Annotated in this window: 12 protein-coding genes; 10 read left to right on the forward strand and 2 right to left on the reverse strand. The window is 52.6% G+C overall.

Annotation, left to right across the window (positions count from 1 at the left end):
* Window positions 1–174 precede the first annotated feature (174 nt).
* Window positions 175–609 (reverse strand): hypothetical protein, encoded by a 435-nt coding sequence (locus KF752_05050; protein ID MBX3420908.1) that lies wholly within the window; start codon window positions 607–609, stop codon window positions 175–177.
* Window positions 610–830: 221 nt separating this feature from the next.
* Between KF752_05050 and KF752_05055 the strand changes: the two genes are divergently transcribed.
* The gene (locus KF752_05055) at window positions 831–2990 is read left to right on the forward strand and encodes a S46 family peptidase (GenBank protein MBX3420909.1); all 2160 of its coding nucleotides are present in this window, start codon (window positions 831–833) and stop codon (window positions 2988–2990) included.
* A 217-nt stretch (window positions 2991–3207) separates the two neighbouring features.
* Here KF752_05055 and KF752_05060 read toward each other — a convergent pair whose 3' ends face one another.
* Entirely contained in the window at window positions 3208–4794 is a 1587-nt protein-coding gene (locus KF752_05060; protein MBX3420910.1) for a sigma 54-interacting transcriptional regulator, read from the reverse strand.
* 530 nt (window positions 4795–5324) lie between these two features.
* On the opposite strand from KF752_05060, the gene KF752_05065 reads away from it, so the two are divergent.
* The 9 genes from KF752_05065 to cysK all read left to right on the forward strand — a co-directional run bounded on the left by KF752_05065 (window position 5325) and on the right by cysK (window position 16181).
* Window positions 5325–6449, forward strand: a complete 1125-nt coding sequence (locus tag KF752_05065) for a sulfate ABC transporter substrate-binding protein (protein ID MBX3420911.1) — start codon at window positions 5325–5327, stop codon at window positions 6447–6449.
* A gap of 29 nt (window positions 6450–6478) precedes the next feature.
* Entirely contained in the window at window positions 6479–7321 is an 843-nt protein-coding gene (cysT, locus tag KF752_05070) for a sulfate ABC transporter permease subunit CysT (GenBank protein ID MBX3420912.1), read from the forward strand.
* Entirely contained in the window at window positions 7321–8184 is an 864-nt protein-coding gene (gene cysW / locus KF752_05075) for a sulfate ABC transporter permease subunit CysW (protein ID MBX3420913.1), read from the forward strand. Before cysT ends, cysW begins: the two co-directional genes overlap by 1 nt.
* A 97-nt stretch (window positions 8185–8281) precedes the next feature.
* Window positions 8282–9343: a sulfate ABC transporter ATP-binding protein gene (locus tag KF752_05080; protein ID MBX3420914.1), complete on the forward strand. Its 1062-nt coding sequence runs from the start codon at window positions 8282–8284 to the stop codon at window positions 9341–9343.
* 677 nt (window positions 9344–10020) lie between these two features.
* Window positions 10021–10329, forward strand: a complete 309-nt coding sequence (locus KF752_05085) for a carboxypeptidase regulatory-like domain-containing protein (GenBank protein MBX3420915.1) — start codon at window positions 10021–10023, stop codon at window positions 10327–10329.
* Window positions 10330–10473: 144 nt separating this feature from the next.
* On the forward strand, window positions 10474–11454 hold the full coding sequence (locus KF752_05090; protein ID MBX3420916.1) for a DUF1559 domain-containing protein: 981 nt from the start codon (window positions 10474–10476) through the stop codon (window positions 11452–11454).
* A gap of 557 nt (window positions 11455–12011) precedes the next feature.
* Window positions 12012–13469 carry a cyclic nucleotide-binding domain-containing protein gene (locus tag KF752_05095; protein ID MBX3420917.1) on the forward strand — a complete coding sequence of 486 codons (1458 nt, stop codon included), beginning with the start codon at window positions 12012–12014 and terminating at the stop codon, window positions 13467–13469.
* A gap of 3 nt (window positions 13470–13472) precedes the next feature.
* Complete coding sequence (locus KF752_05100; protein MBX3420918.1) at window positions 13473–15206, forward strand: cysteine desulfurase; 1734 nt, start codon at window positions 13473–13475, stop codon at window positions 15204–15206.
* Window positions 15207–15239: 33 nt separating this feature from the next.
* A complete protein-coding gene (gene cysK / locus KF752_05105; GenBank protein ID MBX3420919.1) occupies window positions 15240–16181 on the forward strand; it encodes a cysteine synthase A in 942 nt (313 codons plus the stop codon).
* Window positions 16182–16213 lie beyond the last annotated feature (32 nt).

Raw genomic sequence — 16213 nt, forward strand, 5'->3', positions numbered from 1 at the left:
GAGCAGACCGCCGAACGAAGATGAAACGGATCGAACTGGACTTTAAACTTTGAACTTAGACCGGCGATCCACGCTCGCTGACGATCATTGTAACCGATGCGGCTCTCCTATGATTCCCATGCAGCGATGGCGAAGGATGCAACTTCAGCGATTTGCTTTATGGCGAGCGCGTGCTTAGTGATAGTGGAATCGGTAGCGTACGACCAACCGGCCGGTTACTTCGCCTACTGGCGTGATCTTGATACTGCTATTGATGGTATCGTGGGGTTGACTGTAACTCCAGTCAACAGCGTCCGAAATACGCTCAGGCGGTCCGCCATATACCGACACATCGACACTGCCGTTTAGCTCGCCTTTAATATGCACCGAGAATCTGAAGACTTGCCGGACATTGTCTACGCCGGGAGCAAACGCGGACAAAGGTCGAGCGTCGATCTGGCTAAAGTCAATGACTTCGTACTGTTGCCATCGACCAGCTCCGCGCCATAACATGGCGACCAACAGCCCCGCGAACAACAGGCCGCCGACAGCGATTACCACAGGATGTTCATTCAGACGCCCAGAATTCCAGGCAGCCCTCAAGCCAGTAGTCCGTTGATTGCGATACATAGTAGAATTCGAGATGCGTTTAGTAACCTAGCAGCCGTTAATAAGTCTAGCCCGTGTGTGCCCAGCCCCGCTGTGTGAATAGCACGCGGGCAGTTTAACTCATCCAAAGTCACGCTATTATAATTTCTCTTGAAACCTTGAGCCTCCCCACCAGCATTTCGCTTTTTCGTTAATTTGCGCTGCTGTCTTTCCATTTTACGCTGAACAAGAATACTGCCTTGATGAATACAAGTACTAACCGATTTCTGTTCATCCTGACTGTGCTTTACTTGACGGGGACTGTTGGGCTGATTGACGTGACACGGGCTGAGGAAGGCATGTATCCGATCAGCGAACTCGAGCGGCTGGACCTGGTGAGCTTGGGAATTGACTTGACCGCCGACGAGCTGTTTAACAGCCAGCATGTCAGCTTGGTCGATGGTATCTGCCGCGTGAACGGCTGCACGGGCTCCTTCATTTCTGCCGAAGGTCTGATCATTACCAACCACCACTGTGCATACGAAGCCATTCAGCAAGCCAGCACCCCTGATCGCGATCTGTTGGCAGATGGCTTTCAAGCCAAGACGCGGAGCGACGAAATTCCGGCAGCTGGTTATGTGGTGCGCATTACCGAAAGCTATCGCGATGTTTCCTCGCAAGTACTGTCGGTGGTCGAGCCTGGCATGAATTACTTGGCCCGAACGGATGCCATTCGCAAGCAGAGTCGTCAACTGGAGAAAGAGGCCGAGGCACAACACCCAGGGCTGCGCGCTGAAGTGGCCGAGATGTTCATCGGCAAGACCTATGTGCTATTCTTGTATACCTTTCTGCGCGACGTGCGATTGGTCTTCGCGCCACCGGCCTCAATCGGCAACTTTGGTGGCGAACAGGACAATTGGCAGTGGCCGCGGCATACAGGCGACTTTGCGTTGATGCGCGCCTACACCGATCCCCGTGGCGCTTCAGCGATGTTTGATGAGTCGAACATAGCCTACCGTCCCAAACGAGTCATTCGCGTCAATGCCAACGGGGCTAATGAAGGTGATGGGGTATTCTTGCTGGGCTACCCCGGACGTACGGTGCGGCATCAGACAGCCAGCTTTGTGGAGACTGAGCAACGCGTGCGGCTGCCACTGATCGTTGATTTATATGGCTGGCAAATGGACGAGCTGATCAATGCCGGAGCAAATGATCGAGCCGTTGAATTAAAAATGCTTAGCCGACTGAGGTCGCTGCAAAACGTCGAAAAACGCAGCCGGGGACAACTGCTGGGACTGGAGCGAGCGAACATTCTGGCCGCTCGGCAGCGCGACGAAGAACGGCTGGCCAAGTTCATTGCGGCTGATCCCCAGCGCGCGCGACGATTTGGTGGAGTGCTGCCAAAACTCGACGCCCTGTATCAGCAGCTTCAAGTCAGCCTGCCGCTGGAAATGCATCTGGAGCAATTGCGGACCGCTCCGCGGCTGATGGCAGCAGCCTGGTTCCTGTTCGATTCAGCTTCTGAACGCGCCAAGCCGGATGTCGAGCGCGAGCTGCCGTATGCCGACAAGAATTTTGATCAGACGGTGCAACTGGTCAGAAATTCGTTGCGCGATTTTCACGGGCCGACCGACCAGCGACTACTGCGTGGATTGTTGGAGAGACTGCACGCCATCGACAGGGCTCAGCCAGGCAATCAAGCCCAACCATGGCTGGTCGATTTACAGATGGTTGATGCTTGGGTGGACGTCAGTCAATTGAGCCAACCAGAATTCTTCGCACACTGCCTTCAACTGGACCCTGCAGCGCTAGCCAAACTGGATGATCCGCTGCTGCAGTGGATGCACCGCCTGTATCCGATCTTCATGACCATTCGTCAATCACACAAGACGCGGGAAGGACAGTTGGGAGAGCTGTATGGCGAACTGTTGGAAGTGAAGCAGGTATTCCAATCGACCGACTTCATTCCTGATGCCAACGGCACCTTACGGCTGACCAGCGGACGGGTTCGCGGTTACCACCCCACGCCGGACGTATTTCAACCGCCAGTTTCGACGTTTCGCGGAGCCTTAGAGAAGACGACCGGAGTTGAACCGTTCATAACTCCCGCGGTCGTCCTGGATGCCTGGCACTCCAGGCGATTTGGCAACTACACGCACCCGCACTTGCATGACATCCCGGTAGCCTTGCTGTACGACACCGACACCACCGGCGGCAATTCGGGTAGCCCAGTACTGAATCGGCTTGGTCAGTTGGTCGGTGTCAACTTCGATCGCTGCTTCGAAGCCACCATTAACGACTTTGCCTGGAACAAGGACTACAGCCGTTCGATCGGGGTTGATATTCGCTACGTTTTGTGGTTGATCGACATTGTCTACGGAGCAAATCATTTGATCGACGAGATTCAGGCGATCAATCGATAGGAATATATCAGTAGTCATTATCAGTAAACGATGAAAACTTGATTCGCCCAGTACCAGAACGATGATCGCTACCAATACGCACTGGCCCAACAGCCGACAGCCCTCGACGATGGCCTCATCGTCGAGGGGTTTGCTGAGATGTCGCCGACGACGCTCATTTGGATCATCAGAGAGGCATCGATGCATGTTCCATGGCTTGCGACTGGTGCGCTCTGGACTATCGAAAGCTATTCCAGTCGATATCCAGCTTGCGCATCCGTGCCCGCAACGTGTGCGGGTTGATTCCCAGTATCTTGGCGGCTCCCAGCTCACCCTCAATGCGTCCACGGCAGACGGTGAGCGCCTTCTGAATGTGCTGTCGCATGGCTTCGTCTAGATTGGCGATCGGAGCATTTACGACACGTGCTTTTCGCGACTGCAGAGTCTCATGACTTTCGGGAATTACTTCGTAGAAGGTGGGACCACTGTCGACTTCTGGTTGGGACTGTATGGACAGGCCTAGTGCTCCAGCGATATCTAGATGTGTGCCGCGTCCCAGAATCACGGCTCGATCGATAACAGCCCCCAGCTCTCTGACATTGCCTGGCCAATGATAATTGGCCATTGCCAGAAGATCTTCAGGCGAGGGAACAACCGCAGGTAGTCCGAAGCGTGCGGATGCTCGCAGTGCCAAGTGTTTTACAAGCATAGGCAAGTCTTCAACCCGGTCGCGTAGGCGAGGTAGAAAAATTGGAAACACATTGATGCGATACCATAGATCCTCGCGGAAGGTGCGCTCACGTACCATGTTCGATAGATCACGGTGAGTGGCGGCGACAATTCGCACATCAACATGGATTGTACTCTTACCGCCCACACGCTCTATTTGATGATCCTGCAAGACTCTCAGCAGCCGCACTTGAGCTGCCAGGGGCAATTCTCCGATTTCATCTAAGAACAGTGTGCCACCGTCTGCACGCTCAAACCAGCCTTGGTGTTGTTCCATGGCTCCCGTAAAACTGCCCTTCTCATGCCCGAACAATTGCGAGTCGATCAGCTCGGAAGGTATGGCTCCACAGTTTACGCGTACGAACGGACCACTGGCTCGTTGACTGCGTTGATGAATGGCTCGCGAAATCACCTCCTTGCCAGTTCCCGTCTCACCCAGGATCAAAACAGGCATGTCTGATTTGGCTACCAATTCAACACGCTCCATTACGTTTTTCAGTCCTCGATTGGCTCCAACAATCTCATCGTGAATTTGATGGCGTCCAAGTCTCTCCAGCAATATTCGCCGGTCCGCATCAGCCGCTTCGCGCAATACTTTTAATTCGTGTAATCTCAGGTCATTGGCCAAGGCCACTGCCAAGGGTTCGCACAGTTCGCGCAGTAACCTTCGCCATGTGCGTAGGTCGGCTTCGTCGGATAGCACCATCACCGCCAAACCTGCTACGGACTGACCGCTGGGTAATGGGCAAAGCAGGGTCGTTAAGCTCGGCTCAGGCACGACGATTCGAGACAGCTGCCGAAAATCGTCAGGCTTGTTTCCAATCAGACACTCTTGACCCTGAAGCAATTGCTGAACCACGAGCGTTTCGTCGTCATTCAACGTAGTGATCAGGGCCGGCAGGGGACTACCCATGACCGTCTCACACGCAACCGTTTCCAGTCGGTGTCCATCTTCTGAGAAACGATCCAACCGAATCGCTTGCAATTTACAGCGCTCAGCCAATAGACGACTAATAGTCTTAACGGAATCGGCCAACTCCAATTGACGCGATATCTCGCGCCACACCTCAAGCAACAGTTGGTGAATATCACTCAAGTTTCAACCCTTGACATAATACGAGACCCTTAACCCAGCAAATATAACGCCACAGCCAGCACATTTCACGGCTAACCATCATATAAGATGGCCAGAAATCTTGACAAAAACATGAGCATCAACGGGCACTCATCGCTTGCCGTTCAACGGAGTCATTCGGTGCTGGGAGCTGCAAACGAGCTGAGCGACCGCCTGCTGAAGCACACATGCGCAACAAATAGCTGGCTGTTGACGATCAAATGAGCATCTTACCATCTGTTAAATGCGATCGAGTTAACCTCCGGCACGCCGCCGGTTCCAGTTGACTGAACCGCGCCAAACTCACAAGCAATTTTGATACCAATTGACCATCCAGCAATTGGCACAGCAGTTGCTTCTCTGGACCGGTTCGGGCAGGGCACCGCTGACGGTATCGCGCTCTGACGATTCTAGCAGACTAGGGCCGTCAATCTGGATGCAGCCCTGAACTGAGCTGAGCAGAAGCAGCCTAGTGAATCAGTCAACAGCACGCACAACAAACGGGAAGTAGCATGATCGAATTCAGCAACCGGCCAACAGCCAGTTCATTATTGTACTTGGGAGCGAGCCTGCTCGCTTTCCTGCTAGGCTGCAGCAGCTCGTCGGAATCGGCAGATAGTCAGGACAGTAGCACTGCCTCGACCAAGCCCATTTCACTGCTGAATGTTTCATACGATCCGACCAGGGAGTTCTACCAGGAATTCAACGAATCATTTGCCAAGCACTGGCTGGAGCAACATCAGCAACGGGTAACTATCGAACAGTCCCACGGCGGGGCAGGCAAGCAAGCACGGGCCGTGATGGATGGCCTGGAAGCCGATGTGGTGACCCTGGCAATTGGCTACGATATTGACGTGATGGCCCAGCGAACCAGGCTGCTGGATACCAATTGGCAATCGCGACTGCCTCACAACAGTTCCCCCTATACATCAACGATCGTATTTCTGGTTCGCAAAGGCAATCCCAAGGGAATCAAAGACTGGGACGACTTGATTCGTGGTGACGTCAGTATTATCACGACCAATCCTAAAACCAGCGGCGGAGCCAGGTGGAATTACCTGTCGGCCTGGACTTATGCGCTTCACCAGGAATTAGGGGATCTAAGCCAACTGAGCACCGTACCTGCCGAAGATCTAGCGGCGGCCGAAAGTAAGGCTCGCGATTTTGTCGCTCAAATCTACCAACGAGTCCCCGTATTGGACTCCGGGGCAAGAGGCGCGACCAACACGTTTCTACAGCGTAAGCTCGGCGACGTGCTAATCACTTGGGAGAACGAAGCCTTTATGGCACTCAAAGAGTCTGCTGACGGTTCTGCGGAGATCGTGGTGCCTTCGATCAGCCTGCTCACGGAACCGCCAGTGGCTGTGGTTGACAAATATGTTCAGAAGCACGGTACAACACACGTAGCCCAAGCATATCTAAGACACTTGTACAGTTCCCAGGGCCAGCAACTTGCCGCCAAGTATTTTTTTCGGCCAACTTCCACGGAGGGAATTTCCGTCGAATTGCTGTCGCAATTCCCTGAATTGAAACTGGAAACGATCTCCAATGTTTTTGGCAATTGGCAAGCCGCACAGCGAACGCATTTCGATGACGGTGGCTTGTTCGACCAAATCTATCAGCCAACCGCCAAGTGATTGACTCAGGGAAGAAACACGGCGCGATGATGGGAGTTAGTTTCAAGCAATACAGTGTACTGCCAGGATTTGGTATCGCGCTGGGCTATTCGATGCTGTACCTGAGTCTGATTGTGCTGGTGCCCCTGGGAACCTTGGTTTTCCATGCGGGCACCTTGGGATTGGATCGCGTTTGGCAGATCATTTCTGAGCCGCGCGTCGTGGCCTCGTATCGCTTGACTGTCCTGACATCGCTGGCTGGAGCTTGTGTCAATGGTGTGTTTGGATTTGTGGTCGCCTGGGTTCTGGTGCGCTACCGATTTCCGGGACGACGCCTGTTAGATGCTGCGGTTGACTTGCCGTTTGCCCTGCCGACAGCAGTTTCTGGGATCGCCTTGACGGCCTTGTATTCACAGAATGGGTGGTTAGGCCGGTACTTTTATAATTGGGGGATCCCCACGGCGTTCTCGCCATTGGGCGTCGCGATTGCGCTGACGTTCGTTGGATTGCCGTTCGTCGTTAGAACACTTCAACCCGCTCTGGAGGAACTGGACCGTGAGACCGAGGAAGCTGCCGCCAGTTTGGGGGCGAATCGGCTGCAAACCTTTTGGCGAGTCATTCTGCCCACTGTTTTGCCGGCGTTATTGACCGGATTTGCGTTGGCGTTTGCTCGCGCTCTGGGCGAGTACGGATCGGTTGTGTTTATTTCAGGTAACATGCCGATGAGAACCGAAATCACTTCGCTGTTGATCATCACCAAGTTGGAACAGCACGACTCTGCTGGTGCGACCGCAATTGCGCTCGTGATGCTCATCTTCTCGTTTGCCATTTTGCTGACGATTAATATCTTGCAATGGTGGCTGTATCATCGGCGAACCACGGGAGGTACGTGATGTCATCGAACGCTACAAAACTTGGTGCTTCTGCCGCCTGCAAAGATCCTCTATGGTTGAAGTTGCTGCTGATTGGAATCTCGCTTGGTTTTTTAGGACTGCTGCTGATATTGCCGCTGTCGCTCGTGTTTATGGAGGCCTGTCGTGAGGGCTGGCAAACCTACGTACGCAGCATTCGAGATCCTGCGGCCATCTCAGCCATCAAGTTGACTCTGCTGACGACAGCCATTTCGCTTCCTCTGAACACCCTGTTTGGCCTGACAGCTTCCTGGGCCATTGCCAAATTTGAGTTTCGAGGCAAGTCCTTTCTAATCACACTCATAGATCTACCCTTTGCGGTTTCGCCGGTGATATCTGGCTTGATCTACATACTGATTTTTGGCATGCACGGCTGGCTAGGGCCGACACTGCTGAAACACGACATTCAAATCATCTTCGCAGTGCCTGGCATCGTATTGGCTACTTTGTTTGTCACCTTTCCCTTTGTAGCCCGAGAGTTGATTCCACTGATGCAAGAGCAGGGGACCGAAGAGGAACAGGCAGCGATCTCGTTGGGTGCCAACGGCTGGCAAACCTTTATCAGAGTCACCTTTCCCAACATCAAATGGGGCTTGTTGTACGGAGTGATCATCTGCAACGCGCGGGCCATGGGAGAGTTTGGTGCAGTATCGGTAGTCTCGGGTCACATACGTGGCAAGACCAATACACTGCCTCTGCACGTCGAGATTCTGTACAACGAATACAACGTGGCTGCTGCATTCGCGATGGCCTCGCTGCTGGCAATACTGGGCTTGATTACTTTGGTACTGAAAACCGTGTTGGAATGGAAAGTTCGACAGCAATTATCCGCTGGCGCATCATGATCGTGACTTTGCACGCGTTTGAATTGACTGTCGACCGTGTGCATCGCGCTGATCGCGGCCGGACTATTGTGCGAGCCAGAATGGAAAACCATCAATTATGAGCATCGAAGCGATCCACATCTCGAAGTCGTTTGGCAGCTACCAAGCTCTGCAGGATGTCAACTTGACGGTCCAGGATGGCGAGTTGATCGCTTTGCTGGGACCATCCGGTTCAGGCAAAACTACCTTGTTACGCATTCTGGCTGGATTGGAAGTTCCCGACCCGAGTGATCAAACTCGGATACTATTTCATGGTCACGATGTGGCGGATAACCGAGTCGGCGAGCGACGTGTCGGATTTGTATTCCAGCATTACGCTCTGTTCCGACACATGACCGTCTTCGAAAATATCGCCTTTGGCTTACGCGTACGACCGCGCAAATTGCGCCCCTCCCGTGATGCCATTCAGGCCAAGGTCCACAATTTATTGAAGCTGATCCACTTGGAAGCCTTTGGCGGACGCTATCCGACCCAGCTTTCCGGTGGTCAGCGTCAACGCGTGGCCCTGGCTCGAGCGTTAGCGATTGAGCCGCGCGTGTTACTGCTGGACGAGCCCTTTGGAGCCCTGGACGCCAAAGTTCGGCAGGGACTTCGGAACTGGCTGCGAAAGCTGCATCACGAATTAAACATGACTACCATCCTGGTTACCCACGACCAAGAAGAAGCCTTAGAGGTCGCTGATCGCGTAGTAGTGATGAACCAAGCTAAGATCGAGCAGATTGGCACGCCGGCAGAAGTGTTCCATCAGCCAGCCTCCGAATTTGTCATGGATTTTTTGGGCAATGTCAACGTATTCCATCAGCGCGTCCAGGTTCGTCACGATGGACCTGAGTCGCTAGCGCGCAGCCCTGGTCAAGCCAAGCAGAACGTAAAGTTCTATGTACGCCCCCATGAGATCGACATCAGCAGTCGGCCCTCCGAACGGGCCTGGCAGGGAAAAATCCTCAGAATCAATCCGGCCGGAGCCATGGCAAAGATTGCCGTCCTGAGTGAGACCTACGGTGAAATTCAGGTAGAGGTCCCTCAAGACAGATTTCGGTCGTTAGAGTTATCCGTCGGTGACGTGGCCTATATGACAGCCATACAGGCCAGATCATTCTCGGCAGATTATGAAATTTGATCTCTGTATTGCCAACGCTGAACAAGCTGACTTTGGGCCGTGGATAGCCCCTCGTCGTCACTGGTTCAATCCCAACCAATTTTCATCTCTGTGATTTCTTGCATTGTGCCATACCGTATTCGCGCGGGGTCGTTTAGTTTTGGAACCCGCTTGGCAATGCAATCATTGGAACAACATCCCGTGCTGCATGCGGTGCTGGCCGTTAAATGCGATGGCTGACCGTCCTATGTCATGGAGCCGCTTCTCTTGAGTATCTACGACTTGCAGTGTGGAGCCGCGTTTCTCCTGGGAGAATCGGTATTTTGCGAACAACAGAATTTTCTACTGCAATTGGCACGCCGATCGCTGAATGTTGTGAGGCGTAAGAGCGAGCTATCTGCTTGAGCGAGATGAGCGATCACCTACTCGTGGTCAACGGATTGAATTCGGGCTCGCTGCACAGCATTGATCGCATTTGGCCAGCCACTCGATTGCGTGCTTGATGAATTTTGCGAGCTGTAATCGACTGATCGCCAGACATTGGGGTCTTAACTGAATAGGAGGATATTATTTTGAAATTAACACTGTGTACCCACCGCTCAATGAAATACTGGCTGATAGTGACTATGGCATGTTTTACGGGCTGTAGTAATGAGCCTGCTCAATTGGTTACCCACACGGTCGAAGGACGTGTTGTTTTGGGGAAAACTCCAATCCGTGATGCAACGGTTGTGCTACATCCAGTTACCGAGTTGAGTGATGAAGCCATTCGTCCGCGAGCCTTAACTGACGCGGATGGTAAGTTTCGATTAACGACCTACAAGCAGCATGACGGTGCACCGGCTGGTGAGTATCGAGTCACCATTCAGAAGTGGACCACCGACAAGCCCGATGAAGGCCCAAAGAATCGACTGAACCCGAAACTCGCAGTGCCTGAAACCTCTGGTCTTACAGCAACCATTCAGGACGGAGAGAACAAACTGCAAGATTTTAAGATCAGTAAGTAGATGCTGGCTGATCACACGTTAAACCACTTTCGTGAGACTGCTATCCTGGCATCTCACGCGCATTAACCGACACTTTAACTCACAAAAGAGAGAATCATGGCCCGTTTTAAGTACCGTCCGTTCAATCAACTCAGTTCGAACAAGATGGGTTTCACTTTGGTGGAATTGCTGGTGGTAATCGCCATCATTGGAATCCTGGTGGGGCTCTTGCTACCCGCTGTTCAGGCGGCTCGTGAAGCTGCGCGGCGTATGAGCTGCCAGAATAACCTCAAACAATTGGGAATTGGCCTGCACAATCACCATGACACCTACAAGTACTTGCCTGCCAATGTTCGGCCCGATGCTCTGAGCACTGTGCGTGTTCGCTGGGCAACTTATCTGTTGCCGTTTATTGAGCAGGGCAATTTGTATAACCAGATTGACCAAACCAAGAATTGGTCAGATGCTACCGTTCCAACAGGTGGCAGATCCAATGCAGCGCTGTTTGGAACACGGATACCCTCTTATGAATGCCCTTCGGCACCCAACGGTGAAATTCTGGATGGAGCCCCCGCGCCCGAAACTTGGCAACGCATCGTTGCCAATGGAGACTATTCTGGTTTTTATGGTGTCGATCCCCAGTTGCTCACCTTGAATCTGGTCGATCAGGATTCTGCCAAAGTCGATAATGGTGGTCTGTCAAAGACTAAGAGACTGAATTTTGCAGACTTCTCGGATGGTCTTTCCAATACGTTGCAACTGACCGAATCAGCGGGTCGTCCCAATCGTTGGGTTCGAGGCAGACTCGTGATCACTGCGCAGGTCAATAGCAACGAACGAGTCAACGGTGGCGGCTGGTGCCGTCCGGCGAGCGAGCTGAACATTCTGAGGGGTGCGTCCAGTGATGGAAACACGATTCCAGGTCCTGCAGCAATCAATGTGACCAACGGAGAGAATTTGGGCACCTACCCACACCCGTTCTACAATGTCGATGGAACAGGTCAAGTCTACGCCTTCCATGCTGGTGGTGCGAACGCACTCATTGGAGACGGCTCCGTTAGGTTTATCGCTCAGTCGATCAGCATGCGCGAGTTTGCTCGACTAGTTACCAGAAATGGTGGCGAAATTGGCACAACGGCTCCGTAGTGGGTAACCGCGAGGAGACAGCTTGCAAATCGCTGGCCTGCCAGATCGAGTCTGTGGTCTGGCAGGCCGCTAGGTTGTGTGTGCCGCTTTCGTTAAACCAGCAAGAGCTTAGCTGGGCGAACGGTACGCAATTGCGGTCTTCGTCACGGGCAGCATGTTCAATACTCAGTTTGTTGGCGATGAACTGTATGACGTCTCTATACCTAGTTGATGAAGTAGAACTGTTGACGCAGCAAGCAACATTTTCAAGATATACGACTCACCATGCTCAGGGGACTGGTCGATAACGTCAAAGCAAGTTAGGCCAAGATTAATCAGGAACACAACCAATTCTTCGACAACCATATAGACGCACCGAGTCCGTGATATTTGCGGACGACAACCCGCAAATAGTGTTAGCTAGACCTGCATTAGCGATAGGCTGTCAAAGAAAGTTTTATGTCGCCGTCCGACTGCATTGGAAGCAGTTGTAATTTTAGATCCATTGCCTTTAAATGACCGGTTTGTCGATCTGATACCGTTCGACTGGCAAATACAACTCGAAGGAAATAGCCAACATGACCAGTAGTCTTTTGCAGCGCAGTGTCACTACCGCCGTTGCTCGCAATTTAGCGACCACCACCAAGACATCACCTAAGATGATGTCGATTACGCCGCGTTACCTGCTTAGGCTCTTGCCATGGGTACAAGTCAATGGTGGTGTGTACCGAGTCAATCGCACCAAGGTCGAACTGGCGAAGGCCGACAGGATCGCAGTCGGCTTTGAGAATGAAATTGCGTCGCTCCCCAGTCAGGCGTTACGGAGCGTACCGTTGTTTTCTAGATTGCCCGATACCATTCTGGAACGCATGGCCGGTTACTTTAGAACAGAGAGTGTACCGATCGGCAACAAGTTGTTGGTCGAGGGCGAAGATGGCAGCAAATTCTTTATCATCGCTCAAGGCCAGGTGGAGGTACTGAGCAAGGGCATGCACGGTAGCAATTTACGTGTCGCGCTACTGACGGACGGTGAGTATTTTGGAGAGTCTGATTTGACATCGGACAAACCTTCCGATGCGACGATTCGCACCATCACACCCTGTGTGTTGCTCACATTGTCGCGAAAAGACCTAGACTTGCTCCTGTCCGAGAATCCGAACATGGTGGCAGAATTTCAAAAGGCGATCGCGGAACATCAAGAATTGAGATCCACTGTAAACCGATACGGCGAGCGTAACATCGACCTAGTGTCGGGGTTTGCAGAAAACGTGGAAATACCTGAGACGTTTGTAGATTACACCCCGACGCCTCGTGAATATACACTCTCATCGGTACAGACTGTAGTACGAGTACACACACGAGTTTCTGATCTATTCAATGGTCCTTACAATCAACTGGAAGAACAAATCAGATTGACGATTGAAGGTATCAAAGAGCGCCAGGAGTGGGAGCTAATCAATAGCAAGAAATTTGGATTGCTGCATTCCGTAGATCCCGCCATGCGAATTTCACCTCGATATGGAGCCCCCACGCCAGACGATCTTGATGGCCTGCTGGCTCTCGTCTGGAAGAAGCCGGCCTTCTTCTTGGCTCACCCCCTGGCAATTGCGGCCTTTTTGCGCGAGTGTACGTGGCGTGGCGTACCGCCAGTGACAGTTAGCGTGTTTGGGTTCCCAGTGATTTCTTGGCGTGGCATCCCCATTATACCTTGCGACAAACTGGAAGTTACCAATCGCTATCAGTCGCGTCAGTCTTCTGGCACAACGAATATCCTGCTAGTTCGCGTGGGCGAGGAAGACCAAGGTGTGGTGGGATTGCATCAAGCTGGCATTGAAGGCGAAGTTGCGCCCAGCCTTTCGGCTCGCTTGATGGGGCTGGATAGTTTAGGTGTTAGCTCCTACTTACTGACGCTCTACTTCTCGACTGCTGTGCTGACAGACGATGCCGTAGGCGTCTTGGAGAACGTTGAGGTTGGCTACTATCACGACTATATCCAACGAGTTCCTAAGTCGTTTGATCATGGTTCGGGAATCTAGACCATGTCAGAGCACATTCCGCCGACAACAGCTTTCGGAGCGGTTCCCAGCGAAGACAGTTCCAGGGCATTTTTGGAACAAGTCCTGGCTCGTTTTCCGGGCATGGCGCAGTCGACCAGTCTGCCATCCGAAGCGCCTGATATGGCTTCTCTTTCAGCAATCGAAACTAGCCGCCTGCCGGCACATGAAACGGCTTGCCCTGGCGCAGACCGCCTGCATTACGACCCGTCGAATGCTCCCGACATGGTTCAGCGATTAGCTGGACATTTGTCAACAACAAGTTTGCCTAAATCGGTTCAGGAAGCCGTCGAGCGGGCGGATCACGCACCTCAGGAACACCCCATTGCCTTTGAGCACTTGCGAGTGACTTTGCAGCAGGCCGAAGTTGCACAGAATGAACTGCGAAGACTTTCATTCGCCAAACAACTTGGCCGAGGTAAATTAACCAGCGACCGTTTAGTTAGTGGAGCGCATGTTCCCGCGACCGCCGGACGAACCCCAGATTTTTTTGCAAAACCATCACAGACGCTTGACGTTGCCTCTGTGCGATCAGATTTTCCTGCGCTCCACCAGTCGATCAATGGTCATGACTTGGTTTGGTTTGACAATGCGGCTACGACTCACAAACCACAGGTTGTGATCGATGCCATGTCGAAATTCTACGCGCGGGACTATTCGAATATCCACCGAGCGGCCCATACGCTGGCGGCACGAGCTACGGATCATTATGAATCAGCCCGCGAAGCTGTTCGTGAATTCATTCATGCCAAATCTGCCAATGACATTGTGTTCGTACGAGGAACAACAGAAGGCATCAACTTTATTGCCAATGTTTTGGGGACTTCATTGCAGGATGGAGATGAAATCCTGCTGACCGAAATGGAACATCATGCCAACATTGTTCCGTGGCAACTCATCGCTCGGCAGCGGGGAGCCAAGATTCGAGTGATCCCTTTTGATGATCGGGGCGAGCTGATGATGGATGAATACCGTCGTCTGCTGTCACTTAGAACCAAGGTTGTCAGTGTGACTCACGCTTCCAACACGCTGGGAACCATTTTGCCGGTCGAAGAAATTGGCGGCTTGGCTCATAAGTTCGGCGCAAAATACATCATCGATGGAGCCCAATCGGTGGCACATTTGCCCATTGATGTGACGGCGATGAATTGCGATTTTTTTGTGTTCTCTGGTCACAAAGTATATGCACCTACTGGAATCGGTGCGGTGTATATTCGACCAGAAATTCAAGAGATATTGCCTCCTTGGCAGGGTGGAGGCAATATGATTCATCGCGTTACTTTTGATGAAACTACCTATGCCTTTCCACCTAACAAGTTTGAAGCTGGCACACCCAGTATTGGAGATGCGGTCGGACTGGAGGCTGCACTGCGGTACTTACGACAATTCGACATCCAGGCTGTGGCCCGTTATGAACACAGTTTGCTAGAGCATGCCGGGCGAGAACTGGCTGGACTCGAAGGCGTACGACTGATTGGCGGGGCTGGCAATCGAACCGGACTGCTGTCATTCGTGATTGATGGACTAAGCACTGAACATGTGGGCCAATTGCTAGACCGACAGGGCATCGCGGTGCGAACTGGGCATCACTGCGCACAGCCATCCCTGCGCCATTTCGGCCTGGAATCGACGGTTCGTCCCTCATTTGCCATTTATAACACTCATGCCGAAATAGATCGGATGGTCAGCGCCATTCGAAGTATACAGCGCCGGCGGTGAGTGGTACCCGCTCTTCATTCAAAAGGACAATTCATGTCGCATGGAACTGCTTACAACAATATCGTAAACACGGTGGGGCATACGCCTCTAGTGCGCTTGCGTCGACTGGCACCTCCGGATGGTGGAGTTGTGTTCGTCAAATGTGAATTCTTTAATCCAATGAGCAGCGTGAAAGACCGTATCGGCAGAGCTATGATCGAATCTGCCGAAAAGTCTGGGTTACTGAAAGTGGACACACATATCATCGAACCTACCAGCGGCAATACAGGCATTGCACTGGCCTTTATAGCTGCGAGCAAAGGATACCGACTGACGTTGACCATGCCAGAGTCGATGTCGGTTGAACGTCGCGCGCTACTGAAAGCATTTGGAGCCAACCTCGTGCTGACACCAGCCGCCGAGGGCATGCGCGGAGCGATCAGCAAGGCGGAAGAGATTTTGGCCAATGACCCTAATGGCTGGATGCCTCAACAGTTTGACAATCCTGCCAATCCACAGACTCATCAAGAGACGACTGGTCCGGAGATTTGGCATGATACTCAAGGCCAGATCGACGCAATCGTCACCGGCGTGGGCACAGGCGGCACGATTACCGGAGTTGCTCGTTACATTCGCGCCCACAATCCAAATTTCAAAGTCATCGCAGTTGAACCTGCAGCTTCTCCAGTGTTAAGTGGGGGCAAACCTGGTAGACACAAAATTCAAGGAATCGGCGCAGGGTTCATTCCCCAAAACCTTGACCAGAGCTTGATCGATGACGTAATCACCGTCGAGGATGACATCGCGTTTGATTGGGGGCAACGGCTCGCCCGTGAGGAAGGCATCATGGCCGGCATCAGCTCAGGCGCGAATGCCTGGGCAGCCGTTCAAGTAGCCATGCGGCCGGAATTTAAAGGCAAGAAGATCGTTACCATGATGTGCAGCTTGGGTGAACGCTATCTGTCTACGCCCTTGTTTTCCGCATATCGTCAGTAGTCACCAGACAATCATGCATTGAGACGGGCAGT

The organism is Pirellulaceae bacterium, assembly GCA_019636385.1.
Taxonomy (GTDB): domain Bacteria; phylum Planctomycetota; class Planctomycetia; order Pirellulales; family Pirellulaceae; genus Aureliella.